The following is a 12,789-nucleotide window of genomic DNA, read 5'->3' as shown; positions in this document are numbered from 1 at the left end:
TTTGATACGCACTGCTTACGCAAAACCGCTTCACACTTTTGCTGGAGGTGCTTTTAATGAGCACCTGCCGGGACGATTTTCACTTCATTGCCCTCCGCATCGTAGAGTTTGCCGTTCTGGACATAATCGCCATCATGCAGTTCTGCGATCTGATGGTGGCGAATGATGCGTTCCGTACCCTCAGCAAACACCGACATCTGGTTTGAGTTACCAGCTTTGAACTCGTTGAACATGAGGTTGAGCACGATTGCCATCAAAGCAGCAGAGCTGATGCCTGAATGAAAGATCGTCTCAAACCATGCCGGGAAGTGGTGATAGAATTCCGGTGCGGCAATCGGGATCATGCCGAAACCGATGGAAGTCGCCACGATGATCAGATTGATATTGTTCTGATAGTCGACCTTTGACAGCGTGCGGATACCGCTTGCGGCAACCGTTCCAAACAAAACGATGCCAGCGCCGCCAAGTACGGCTGGCGGAACGCAGGCAATCACGCGCCCCATCACCGGCAGCAGGCCGAGCGTGATGAGAATAAGCCCGCCAGTCGCAACCACATAACGGCTTTTCACACCCGTCACCGCCACAAGGCCCACATTCTGTGCAAAGGCGCTCTGTGTGAACGAGCCGACGACGGGTGCGAGAATGCTCGATGCCATATCGGCACGTAAGCCATCGCCCAGACGGCGGGAATTGACCTTGGTTTCCAGAATTTCACCAACCGCCAGAATATCGGCGGAGGTTTCCACCAGCGTGACGACAATCACGATGAACATCGAAAGTGTTGCTGCAATACTGAAAATCGGCCAGCCGAAATGGAAGACTTCGGGCAGTGCCATAACTGGACCTTCTGCAACACGCGAGAAGTCCGTCATGCCGAGAAGCCATGCGATCCCCGTTCCGATCACCATTGCAAGCAGGATGGACAGACGCGAGATGGTGGCATTACCGATCTTGCTCAACAGCAGAACGATCGCCAGCGTCAGCCCGGCCAGACCGATATTGGACATGCCGCCAAAATCAGGTGCATTGCTGTTGCCGCCCATAGCCCAGCGTGCTGCAACCGGCATCAAAGTGAGACCGATGGTGGTAATTACGATACCGGTCACAAGGGGCGGAAAAAAACGCGTCACGCGCGAAAAGATCGGTGTGATGAGAAAGCCTATGAGGGCTGCTGCCATCACCGCTCCGAGCACGACCTGAATGCCCGCCTCGCCGGTTTCTGCTGATGTTACAATGGCAACCATCGTGGCCACACCGGCGAATGATACGCCCTGCACCAGTGGAAGCTGGCAGCCGAAAAAAGGAATACCGATTGTTTGCAGTACAGTTGCCACGCCGCCTGCAAAAAGCGAGGCGGTAATCAACAGGCCGATTTCGCTCGGGCTGAGGCCTGCCGCCTGACCGATGATAAGTGGGACGGCTACAATGCCGCCATACATGGTCAAAACATGCTGAAATCCATAAGCCAGATTGGCTGTAACGGATAGTTTTTCGTCTTCGGGACGTGGACTAGCCACGATCCCGGTTGGGTGTGTATTCACGTTTATCCCTCCCGATGTCTCTCCTCAAAGACAGGGGGCGAGTATATCCGTCATGCGCAGACTGACTGCATTGCTTTTGCTTGAAGTTGTTTTCGATGCGAGCGGGTTAATGGATTTAGCGCATCGATCCGATTGAAAGCGATCGACGCTCTAAACATTTGTTCCGCACGCATCGCGGAAATCGTTTCAGACTTTTCGGGATGCGCTTATGCCAATCCTTCGCGCATCGCATCGCTGAGAACAGTAAAAATATAGGGTTCTGTCGATTGCGCAACGTTGAAACGCAGATAACGGGCCGCGCTATGCGATGGGCTGAAAACATCGCCCGGCGCAAACACGACACCCTTTTCAAGCGCATAGCGGGCAATCTGGCCTGAATCCATGCCTTCAGGCAAGCGCGCCCAGAGGAAGATACCGCCCTGCGGTTCTGTCCAGAGTTCCAGCCCGATTGCTTTGAGCCGGTTTGCCGTCATGGTCATGGCGTCAGCGAGTTTAGCGCGCAGGCTGTCGATATGGCGGCGATAGGTGCCATCGGTGAGCAGGGCGTGTACAATCTGGGCGGACAAAACGTTGCTGCTGAATGAGGTCGCAAGTTTCAGATCGGTAATTCCGTCGATCCAGTCACGACGACCGGCAATATAGCCGACACGCGCTGCGGCCGAGAGTGTCTTGGAGAAACTGCCAATATGGAGCACTCGGTCAAAGCCATCGAGCTCGGCAAGCAGCGGTGCTGGCGAAGGGTGAAAATCGCCAAAGATATTGTCTTCTACTAGCTTTATGTCGTGGGTTTCGGCAAGCTTGAGCAACCGGTGTGCTGTGGCGGGCGTCATGATGCCGCCCGTCGGATTATGCAATCCCGCATTGGAAATATATAGCTTTGGCGCTTGTTCTTCAGCGGCCTTGGCGAAGGCTTCGAGATCGGGGCCTGTATGCGTGTAGGGGATGCCGATGAGTTTGACGCGGTGTGAAAGAAGCGAGGCCTGAAAGTTGAAATAGCAGGGGTCGTCAACCAGCACTGTGTCGCCGGGCTGCAGCAGAAAGCGGCAGATGAGATCGATAGCATGTGTGCCTGAATCTGTCAGCAGAATATCGCCGCCTGAAAGGTTGATGCCCTGTTCGGTGAGTTTGCGCGCCAGATGATTGCGCAGAGGACGAAAGCCGAGCGGCTCTCCATATGCGACGAGATTGCTGTCTTCATCGCGTGCGATTGTGCGCATGGCGCGGCGGATACCCTCAAGCGGCAACCATTCATCGGGCAGCCAGCCACAGCCGGGCTTATAGGTCTTATTGTCTGCTTCGAGCGACTGGCGCATTACCCAAAAAGGATCGATCTGCCGGTCCTTGTGCGGTGTCACTGCGGCAAGCGTAAAAGGCTGACGTGCCCGCTCTGAAACGTAGAAACCGGCACCGCGGCGCGACTGGATAATCCCCTCTGCCACCATACGGTCATAGGCTTCGACGACCGTTGATTTCGAAACATTCATCGTCTCGGCCAAACGCCGGATTGAAGGCAGGCGAGCGCCGGGCGCAAGGCTCATGGCGGCGATACGGTCGCGAATGATGGTCATGACCTTTTCGACGAGCGGCATCTTATCGGGCGCTGCCTTGTCCTCGCTGCGACTGCCAAGATAGGCAGCTTCCACGGCTTCAAGACTGCGCAAAAGGCCCGTCGATATCATCTGTATCATCCTTTGTATCAGTACAGTTTAGCAGAATTGTCCGTGAACTGTCTCTGATTATTTGGCGGAATTCGCGGCACTGTACTAAAGCGGTTTCAGGCAGATTGGAATCACCCGAGCCGCTCTATCCCTTTGTTTCTCGCATTCCATGCCAAATCCGCTTCACGTTGCTGATGGGAATGCCGAAACACATGCAAATTGGAAAAAGGCCGAAAACAGAGAATGAACAAGACTGCGGGTTGGATTAACGGATTTCTGGGGGTTCTGATTTTTAGCGGGTCGTTACCCGCAACACGTCTGGCGGTGATCGACATCGACCCGACCTTCCTGACTATGGCGCGAGCGTCGATTGCAGGGCTGCTGGGCCTTGCGCTGCTGCTCGCCTTCCGTGAACCATTTCCGCGTCGCAATGACGTTATTTCACTGATTGTGGTGGCGCTTGGCGTGGTGGTTGGCTTTCCATTGCTGACCGGCATTGCGCTGCAGCATATGACGTCGGCACATGCGATTGTCTTTATCGGTCTGCTGCCGCTGTCGACGGCTTTGTTTGCCGTGTTGCGTGGTGGCGAAAACCCGCGCCCACTGTTCTGGCTTTTCTCAGTTGTCGGCGGTTTGATTGTGGCGTCCTATGCCTATGGGCAGGGCAGTCAGTCAACGTTGCTTGGCGATGTGCTGATGCTGGGCGCTATCATTGTCTGCGGTCTTGGATATGCCGAAGGTGCCAGCCTGTCGCGCAGGCTGGGCGGCTGGCAGGTGATCTGCTGGGCGCTGGTCTTTTCGCTGCCGGTCATGTTGCCACTCAGCTTCATGACGCGGCCTGAAACCTGGGGCAATATCGGCGTCATGGCATGGGGCGGGCTTGCTTATGTTACGCTGTTTTCGATGCTGATCGGCTTTTTCTTCTGGTATCGCGGACTGGCACAGGGCGGTGCAGCGGCTGTCGGGCAGCTGCAATTGTTGCAGCCATTCTTCGGTCTGATGCTGGCTGCATCCATTGCTGGTGAACCGGTGAGCATGGGCATGGTGCTGACCGCCGGCGTGGTAGTGCTGTGTGTGGCTGGTGCAAAGCGTTTTGCTTAAACAAGCTTGTCGCCCAAAAGTGGGAACCGGTTTTGGAATAACGACACGCGTTATAAAAACGTCCAGACAGTCGTGCGCTTGACTTCTGCATCCTCAAGCGCACGCGTGACGGGCACTGTGTAAACGGCAAGCTGCTCAAGCCGGTCTTTGGGCAAATAAGCGCGGCCCGGATCACCAACGATGATGCTGGCACCGCGAGCGGCAAGCTTTGAAAACCATGGGATCAGACGATCCGCGAGCGGCTTTTCATAAAACACATCGCCTGCAAGCAGGACTTCCCATCCATGATCCTGATCGATCAGATCGGTGAGTGTCGGGGTGATGGCAACGTTGTTTGCAGCCGCGTTGATTTCGATCGCAGGCAGCGCAAAGGGGTCGATGTCCGAAGCGAGAACGCCTGCTGCTCCCGACTTCATTGCTGCAATGGCGACAAGACCTGAACCTGATGCGAAGTCGAGTACGGTTTTGCCTGAGACTGCCTTTGGATGATCGAGAATATAACGGGCAACGCCCTGACCGCCTGCCCAGGCAAAGGCCCAGAAAGGCGGCGGCAGGCCGATGGTTGCCAGTTCTTCCTCGGTTTTATGCCAAAGGTCGTGGGCTTCATCGGCCAGATGGAGGCTGACTTCCGGCACATGCGGCGGCGTTTGCAGGCCAGTATTGGCCAATATGAAATCACGCGTGCCCTTTTGTGCCGGATCAAGCATCAAATATCCTTGGCGTCTAACCCGCCCATGCGGCAGACCTCGACCCATTCATCTTCCGTTACCGGCTGTACCGAAAGACGCATAGACGTGACGAGCGCCATCTTTTCAAGCTTCGGATTGGCCTTCACATCTTTTAGCGTAACGGGCTTTGGCACATCGCGCACAGCCTTGATGTCGACGCAATCCCAACGCGGATCGTCGGTCGTGCTGTCAGGATGCGAAAGGGCGCAAATCTCAACAATGCCCACCACTTCCAGACCTTCGTTGGAATGATAGAAAAAGCCTTTGTCGCCGAGCTTCATGGCGCGCATGTTGTTGCGTGCCAGATAGTTGCGCACGCCGTCCCATTGCTCGCCTTTTTCGCCGCGGGCTTTCTGCATTTCCCATGACCATTTGAAGGGTTCAGACTTGAACAGCCAGTAAGCCATGACCAGTCCTTATGCGTTTGCTGGATTGTTGATGGCCCAGTTCCATGGGCGCACAGTCACATCAGCAAAAAGACCAGCCAGTGCGTAGGGGTCATTGGCACCGATCTTTTCGGCCTCTGCCTTGTCGGCTGCTTCAACCACGACGAGGCTACCATTTGGCTTGCCATCTTCACCAAGGAAAGGGCCTGCAAATTTCAGCACGTCACCCAGCGACTTAAGGTAGTCGAGATGGGCTGGGCGCGTATCAAGGCGTACGTGCAGATGATCGGGCTTGTCGTTGCACAGAAGAGCAAAAAGCATGTTTTTCTAACCTTTTTGTTTATGCATGATCTTATCCGAAATTGGCTTCCCACTTTTCGGGATCATGCATTTTGTTTGAGCATGATCTTATCTGAAAACCGCTACGCACTTTTCAGGATCATGCTCTAATCCTCGGTCTTGAGTGGTCTGTTAAGAAGCGCCGTTACGGCTTCATCAATCGTGATATGTCCGGCAAGAAGCGCTGCAACGGCCGTGATAATCGGTGCAGGCACTTCATGTTGTCTGCAAAGTTCAGCTGCGATGGGGGCGGTTGCCACACCTTCGGCCAGCGGGCGGTTGGTGAGGTCTTCGCCACGACCGATTGCCAGCCCATAGGAATAGTTACGTGATTGCGATGATGAGCAGGTCAGCATCAGATCGCCAAGACCGGACAGGCCCATGATGGTTTCCGGCTTTGCGCCCATGGCAAGGGCTACGCGGCGCAGTTCGGCAAAGCCGCGCGTGACAAGGGCTGCTTGTGCGCTGGCACCATAGCCGCGTCCCATGGCAGCACCTGCTGCAAGAGCCAGCACGTTTTTCAATGCGCCACCGATTTCCACCCCTTTGAGATCGGTGGTCGAATAACAGCGGAATGCGGGGCCGGAGAGCGTTGCTGCAAGCTGATCGGCAATGGTTGCATCTTCGCAAGCAATCGTCACCGCTGTTGGCAGGCCACGCGCCACGTCGGTTGCAAAGCTCGGGCCGGACAGTGCGCCGATCGTATGATGTGGCAGAACTTCCGCCACCACTTCCGACATCAGCCTTCCTGTTTCGCGCTCAATGCCCTTGGCACAGAGAATGACGGGCGCAGATTGCGGAATAAGTGCGCTGAGTTCCAGAAGACCTTTGCGCATTGCCTGCGCGGGAACAACAACGAGAACCGCATCGGCATTTTCGAGTACAGCCTTGGCATCCGTGCTGGCACGAATGCCTTCAGGAAGTTCAATTTCGCCAAGGTAAGCAGGGTTGCGGCGCTGGTCGTTCACATGGGCAACAGTTTCAGCATCGCGAGCATAAAGCCATGTGTCGTGCTGGCCGATGGCGCTCATGGCTGCCAGAGCCGTTCCCCATGCGCCGCCGCCAAGCACGGCAATTTTTGCCCGCTCACTCATGCTTTTGCTCCGCGACGTCCGGTGCCGAACATGGGTGCTGATTTCTCATCAAGCGGCCAGCGTGAGCGCGGAGCAAGATTGAGCGAATCAGGCCCCTTGGTTGCAGCTCGCTCGGCACCCGCCCAGGCGATCATTGCCGCATTGTCGGTGCAGAGATTGAGCGGTGGTGCGATGAAGCCGAAACCATGCTTTGCACACAATGTTTCAAGCGATGCGCGCAATGTCTTGTTGGCAGCAACACCACCGGCAACGATCAGCGACGGCGTTGCGCAGTCTGGGAACTCATCTTTAAAACGCTCAAGCGACCGTTTCACGCGATCCGACAAAGTGTCGGCAACCGCATCCTGAAAAGATGCGCAAATGTCTGCAACGTCCTGATCGGAAAGTGGAGCAAGCTCTGTTGCAGTCTGCCGCACAGCGGTCTTGAGACCGGAGAATGAGAAGTCGAGCCGGGCTTCGCCCTTGAGTGGCCGTGGCAGCGGGAAACGCTTCGGATCACCCTGCAATGCCATGCGTTCAACTGCTGGACCGCCCGGATAGGGCAGACCGAGCAGCTTTGCAGTCTTGTCGAAAGCTTCGCCAAGCGCGTCGTCGATTGTCGTGCCAAGGCGTTCATAATCGCCAAGGCCGCGTACAAGCACCATCTGCGTGTGACCGCCGGATACCAGCAGCAGCAGATAAGGAAATGGTAGGTTGTCGGTCAGTCGTGCGGTTAGCGCATGGCCTTCCAGATGATTGACCGCATAAAACGGCTTGTTTGCAGCCATGGCCATCGCCTTGGCGGTCATCAGGCCGACAATCAGCCCGCCAATAAGGCCGGGACCGGCGGTCGCAGCAATCGCGTCCACGTCATCGAGCTTCACATTGGCGTCTTTGAGGGCGCGTTCCACCAGCCGGTCAAGCGCTTCAACATGGGCGCGTGCGGCGATTTCAGGCACCACACCGCCATAAGGTTCGTGTTCGGCGATCTGGCTGAGCACCACATTGGACAAAATATACCCTTTGCCGCTATCGTCGCGTTCAACGATGGCGGCGGCTGTTTCGTCGCAACTGGTCTCTATTCCAAGAATGCGCATTTGCGGTTAGACCCTGCCTGTCTCGTAACTTTATGCAATATTTTCCGGAAACCCGGTATCATGGACGGCGCGATATGCAAACAGCATCCTTGAAGATTGGCAGCTTGAAGATCGGTACTCGGGGCAGCAAGCTTGCTCTCGCGCAAGCCTATGAAACGCGCTCCCGTCTGATTGAAGCACATGGTTTCGCCGAAGACGCCATCGAAATCGTGCCGATGTCCACTGCGGGTGATCGTATTCAGGATCGTCCTCTGTCGCAGGTCGGCGGCAAGGGGCTTTTTACCGAAGAGATTGAAGCAGCGCTCAAAGATGGCCGCATCGATCTGGCTGTGCATTCCACCAAGGATATGCCGACTGTTCTGCCGGAAGGTCTTCATCTTTCTACGTTTCTTGAGCGCGAAGATCCGCGTGATGCATTTGTTGGCCGGACCTCGAAGCTCTTTCTCGATCTGCCGCAGGGCGCCGTCGTCGGCTCGTCGTCGTTGCGCCGTCAGGCAATGATCAAGCGTCTGCGTCCTGACCTTCAGGTGGTGATGTTCCGTGGCAATGTCCAGACACGTCTGCGTAAACTCGAAGAAGGCGAAGTGGATGGCACATTCCTCGCCTGTGCCGGTTTGAAGCGTCTTGATCTGGCTGACGTGATCACTGATCTGCTTGATCCGGCGGTCTTTTTGCCAGCGCCGGGACAGGGTGCAATCGGCATTGAAAGCCGCATTGGCGATGAAAAAATCGATGCGCTGCTCAAGCCATTGGCTCATCGCGAAACGCATGTTGCACTTGCCTGTGAACGCGCATTTCTGGCGACGCTTGATGGCTCGTGCCGCACACCGATTGCCGGACTCGCAATTGTTGCAGGTGACAAGGTTTCGTTCCGTGGCATGATTCTGACGCCGGATGGCCGTGATGCGCATGAAGTAACCGCGGAAGGCTCGGCTCTCGATGCAGCTGAACTTGGTGCTGATGCGGCCAAGCGCGTGCGGGCAGAGGCGGGTGCGGATTTCTTTGAGGGTTGGGAGTAGCATTGGCGGAAGAGCGGAATGTAGCAATCGGTGGCCCTGTCCTGACTACAAGGCCGGAACCGTCAGCGTCAATGACGGCGGCAAAGCTTGTTGCTCTCGGCTTTTCGCCCGTTTCCCTACCTGTAAGCCGCACTGTCACGGTTCCATTTTATATCGGCGACCAAACATTTGACGCTTTGGCGGTCACCAGCGCCAATGCATTTCGACATGTACCCAGCGAAAATCTTGAATCATTGAAGGCATTGCCGCTATTTGCTGTTGGCGAAGGCACAACAAGGGCTGCACAAGAAGCAGGCTTTCAGACTGTGATTGAAGGCGGCGGTGATGCGGTGCGTCTGGCTGCAACAATTGCCAAACATCTGCCGGAAAACGCGAGGCTCCTTTATCTAGCCGGTCGCGTGCGCCAGTCGATATTTGAGGACAAGGTGTCAGAGGCCGGGCTTAATATGGAAGTCCATGACGTCTACGACGTCGAGGCGATCAACTATTCAGCCAATGAAATCAAAGCCATTCTCGACCAAGGGCCTTTTGTCGCGGTGCTGCTCTATTCAGCAGTCGCAGCGCAGGCTTTTGTTGAGACGATGCAGAAGTTTCGCGCGCAATTTGATGCCGGAACCTGGTTTCTCTGCATTTCTGAGCGTGTTTGTCGTGAGCTGCCAGAGGAATGGCGGGCGAGAGCGCTTGTTGCGGATCATCCGGATGAGAGTGGTATTTTTCGTTTGTTTTCCAAACTTTGACTCTTTTCCTGGCAACCTTCCTTCATCTGATGATTTTATCTGGTAAGCTTCGAACCACCTGATAAGCGAATACGAGAGGACCCATGGCGAAATCCGGCACTCCGCGACATTCCAAACCGGCCCGCGCGCCCGTGACGATCAATCTCGATCCGTCTGATGTAAAACGTGTAGATGAAGGTGCTGCGCCTCAATCGACACCGAAGGCCGAACCTGTCGGGGATTTCGCTCAGAAAGCCGCTCCAAAGCCGGAAGCTCCAAAAACTGAGCCAAAAGTGGAAAGGCCGCCCTTTACCGCGGGTGTTAAGCCGGAAACAACCAGGGAAACGTCTCGTTCCACCGCATCTGTGCCGCCGGTAATTGAAAAGAAATCTGGTTCAACCGGCGCTAATCTTCTGGCGGGCGTTGCAGGTGGTGTAATCGCGCTGGGCGGTCTGCTTGCTTTGCAATGGGGCAATGTGGTGCCGTCACCGGGATCGCGTGTGACTGCAGAACAGCTTGCACATATCGAACAGCAGATTGCTGACCTACGCAGCAATCCTGCCCCTGCGCCGCTTGATGATGCGAGCAAGGCGCAGTTTGCCAATTTGCAGAAAAATGTCGAAGCCGCTGAAATCAAGGCGGAGGCCGTTGCCGGCACTCTGACCGAAGTTCAGCAGCAGATTGCGGCACTTCCAAAGCCAGGCGAGGGCGATGCTGCTCCTGCGGATATGTCGGCTTTGACCGAGCGTTTAGCATCGCTTGAGCAGCAGTTGAGTGATGCAAAGAATCAGGCTGATCAGGCCGCAGCCGGAGTTTCCGGCAATAGCGGCACGATTTCGAACCTTGAACAGAAGCTGGTTTCGCTTCAGGACAAGGTGAGCGAAAGCGCGCGCCAGCCTGATGCATCCGCACTGATCGCCGCCAATGCGTTGAAGACAGCGATTGATCGCGGTGGTTCGTTCAAGGCTGAACTCGACACATATGCATCGGTTGCACCACAGGATACGTCAATCGAAGGGCTGAAGACCTTTGCCGACAAGGGCGTACCGACCATTGCCGATCTCAATGCATGGTTTGGGCCTGTTGCCAACAAGATCATTGCCACGGAAAACAAACTTCCTGCAGATGCAGGCGTTTGGGATCAGCTTGTCGCGAGTGCCAAGGGGCTTGTCAGCGTGCGTCCTGTTGCAGGCAATGTCAGTGGAACAGGTGTTGGCCCGACCACGGCGCGCATGGAAGCAGCCCTTCATGCTGGCGATCTTGAGCGTGCGGTCTCCGAATGGGAACAGTTACCAGCCGATGCCAAGGCCGTTTCGGAAGAGTTTTCAGGGCAGATGAAGGCGCGGCGCGATGCCGATGCGCTCATCCAGCGTCTCGTGACCGAAAGCCTCAAGCCAAAGACTGCAACAGACGCCACGGCGCCAAATTAAGGAGGCGTCCATGCTGCGTGTGATTTTTTACTTCGCTATCGTCGTTGCTCTGGGATTTGGCTTCTCGTGGCTCGCTGATCGTCCGGGCGAGCTTGATGTTACCTTTGGCGGTAATCATTACAACGTGCCGCTGATTACTGCTGCAGCCGGTGTTGTGGCAATTGTTGTGGCGATCCTGATTATCTGGTGGCTGATCAAGAGCATCATCCAGTCGCCCTACACCCTTCGCCGTCATTTCCGTGCGCGCAAACGCGACCGGGGTTATCAGTCACTGTCGACAGGCTTGATTGCGGCTGGTGCCGGTGATGCAGAAGCCGCTCGCCGTATGACGAAGCAGGCAGGTAAGCTTCTTAATTCTGATCAAGAGCCGCTCATCAAGCTTCTTGAAGCGCAGACAGCAATGCTTGAAGGTCGCTCAGACGATGCCCGCAAGGGCTTTGAAGCGATGATCGAAGATCCAGAAACCAAGCTGCTTGGCTTGCGCGGGCTTTATATAGAAGCACAACGCGTTGGTGCGCGCGAGGCTGCCCGCCATTATGCCGTGGAAGCAGCCAAGGAAGCGCCGCAGCTTGAATGGGCGTCGTCTGCCGTCATGGGGCAGCTCTGCTCGGAAGGCGACTGGGATGGCGCTTTGAAGCTCGTTGAAGCGCGCAAACAGGCGCTCGCGCACAGCAAGGATGTGGTGAAGAAGGAGCGCGCAGCGCTTCTGACTGCCAAAGCCATGGCGACAGTAGATGTCGATCATGCAAATGCAAAAGCGATTGCGCTTGAAGCCAACAAGCTCGCGCCTGATCTGGTGCCTGCAGCTGTTGTTGCGGCCCGTGCATTGTTTGCTGATGGCGAAGTCCGCAAAGGCTCCAAAATCCTTGAAGCTGCATGGAAGCGTTCGCCGCATCCTGATATTGCTTCGACCTATGTGTATGGTCGGGCTGGCGATACTGTGCAGGACCGTCTGAAACGTGCAAAGCATCTGGTCACGCTCAGGTCCAACAATGCGGAAGGCAGCCTAGCCGTAGCGCGTGCTGCTTATGAAGCGGGTGATTATCGTCTGGCGCGTGATAATGCTGAGCAGGTGTTGCGAGGCTCGCCGCGTGAAAGCGCTTATCTGTTACTTGCCGATATTGAAGAGGCCGAAACTGGTGACCAGGGCAAGGTCAGGCAGTGGCTTGCACAGGCAGTCAAAGCTCCGCGCGATCCGGCATGGACAGCAGATGGTTATGTGTCCGAGCAATGGTCGCCGGTGTCTCCGGTCACAGGTCGTCTCAACAGTTTTGAATGGAAAGTGCCGGTTGAGCAGCTTTCGCCTGTGATTGAGGTTGAAAAGCCGGAAGTGGCTGAAGCCGTTCCTGATCGCATTCCAGAAAACAAGGCAATTGTTCCGGTCGAGAAACATGAACTTAAGCCGAAGTTTCACGATGTTGTTGAGGCGGAAGTTGTTGTGCCGGAGGCGGAGCCTGTCAAGGTAAAGCCAGAGCCCGTTAAGCCTGAAATCAAGCAGGTAGAGAAGCCTGCTGTTCTGGATGTGGCAGAAGCAGACGTTGAAGGTGACAACGAGAAACGCCCTGGGCATATGATCGTTGACGATCCCGGTGTTGATGAACGCAAGGCCTCGCAGAAGAGTCAAAACAGCGGTTTGCGCCTTTTCTGACCCCCTAATTGTTGCCTAAAGACAACGCAGGCACCGTCTTGAGCTGTTGAAAC

12 protein-coding genes are annotated in these 12,789 nt (G+C 55.7%); 5 read left to right on the top strand and 7 right to left on the bottom strand.

Annotation, left to right across the window (positions count from 1 at the left end; genetic code table 11):
• Positions 1-53: 53 nt before the first annotated feature.
• Together KMS41_10240 and KMS41_10235 are read right to left on the bottom strand one after the other, a co-directional pair.
• A complete protein-coding gene (locus tag KMS41_10240; protein QWK77452.1) occupies positions 54-1,541 on the bottom strand; it encodes a purine permease in 1,488 nt (495 codons plus the stop codon).
• Positions 1,542-1,747: 206 nt separating this feature from the next.
• Positions 1,748-3,220: a PLP-dependent aminotransferase family protein gene (locus KMS41_10235; GenBank protein QWK77451.1), complete on the bottom strand. Its 1,473-nt coding sequence runs from the start codon at positions 3,218-3,220 to the stop codon at positions 1,748-1,750.
• 222 nt (positions 3,221-3,442) lie between these two features.
• On the opposite strand from KMS41_10235, the gene KMS41_10230 reads away from it, so the two are divergent.
• Positions 3,443-4,300 (top strand): DMT family transporter, encoded by an 858-nt coding sequence (locus tag KMS41_10230; GenBank protein ID QWK77450.1) that lies wholly within the window; start codon positions 3,443-3,445, stop codon positions 4,298-4,300.
• Positions 4,301-4,350: 50 nt separating this feature from the next.
• On the opposite strand, the gene KMS41_10225 is transcribed toward KMS41_10230, so the two are convergent.
• From KMS41_10225 to tsaD, 5 genes are all read right to left on the bottom strand, one after another.
• On the bottom strand, positions 4,351-5,007 hold the full coding sequence (locus tag KMS41_10225; protein ID QWK77449.1) for a methyltransferase: 657 nt from the start codon (positions 5,005-5,007) through the stop codon (positions 4,351-4,353).
• Entirely contained in the window at positions 5,007-5,435 is a 429-nt protein-coding gene (locus KMS41_10220; GenBank protein ID QWK77448.1) for an EVE domain-containing protein, read from the bottom strand. The genes KMS41_10225 and KMS41_10220 overlap by 1 nt, the downstream gene beginning before the upstream one ends.
• A 9-nt stretch (positions 5,436-5,444) precedes the next feature.
• Positions 5,445-5,735: a YciI family protein gene (locus KMS41_10215; GenBank protein ID QWK77447.1), complete on the bottom strand. Its 291-nt coding sequence runs from the start codon at positions 5,733-5,735 to the stop codon at positions 5,445-5,447.
• A gap of 125 nt (positions 5,736-5,860) precedes the next feature.
• Positions 5,861-6,847 (bottom strand): NAD(P)-dependent glycerol-3-phosphate dehydrogenase, encoded by a 987-nt coding sequence (locus tag KMS41_10210; GenBank protein ID QWK77446.1) that lies wholly within the window; start codon positions 6,845-6,847, stop codon positions 5,861-5,863.
• The gene (gene tsaD / locus KMS41_10205) at positions 6,844-7,923 is read right to left on the bottom strand and encodes a tRNA (adenosine(37)-N6)-threonylcarbamoyltransferase complex transferase subunit TsaD (GenBank protein ID QWK77445.1); all 1,080 of its coding nucleotides are present in this window, start codon (positions 7,921-7,923) and stop codon (positions 6,844-6,846) included. Before tsaD ends, KMS41_10210 begins: the two co-directional genes overlap by 4 nt.
• A gap of 74 nt (positions 7,924-7,997) precedes the next feature.
• On the opposite strand from tsaD, the gene hemC reads away from it, so the two are divergent.
• From hemC to KMS41_10185, 4 genes are all read left to right on the top strand, one after another.
• Positions 7,998-8,942 carry a hydroxymethylbilane synthase gene (gene hemC, locus KMS41_10200; GenBank protein QWK77444.1) on the top strand — a complete coding sequence of 315 codons (945 nt, stop codon included), beginning with the start codon at positions 7,998-8,000 and terminating at the stop codon, positions 8,940-8,942.
• Positions 8,943-8,944: 2 nt separating this feature from the next.
• Entirely contained in the window at positions 8,945-9,679 is a 735-nt protein-coding gene (locus KMS41_10195) for a uroporphyrinogen-III synthase (protein ID QWK77443.1), read from the top strand.
• 83 nt (positions 9,680-9,762) lie between these two features.
• Positions 9,763-11,088 carry a hypothetical protein gene (locus KMS41_10190; protein QWK77442.1) on the top strand — a complete coding sequence of 442 codons (1,326 nt, stop codon included), beginning with the start codon at positions 9,763-9,765 and terminating at the stop codon, positions 11,086-11,088.
• Between the two features lie 10 nt (positions 11,089-11,098).
• A complete protein-coding gene (locus tag KMS41_10185) occupies positions 11,099-12,736 on the top strand; it encodes a heme biosynthesis protein HemY (protein ID QWK77441.1) in 1,638 nt (545 codons plus the stop codon).
• Positions 12,737-12,789 lie beyond the last annotated feature (53 nt).

The sequence above is a fragment of the Ochrobactrum sp. BTU1 genome, from assembly GCA_018798825.1.
Taxonomy (GTDB): Bacteria; Pseudomonadota; Alphaproteobacteria; order Rhizobiales; family Rhizobiaceae; genus Brucella.
Note: the sequence above shows the minus strand (reverse complement) of the source record. Positions and strands in the feature narration are given on the sequence as shown.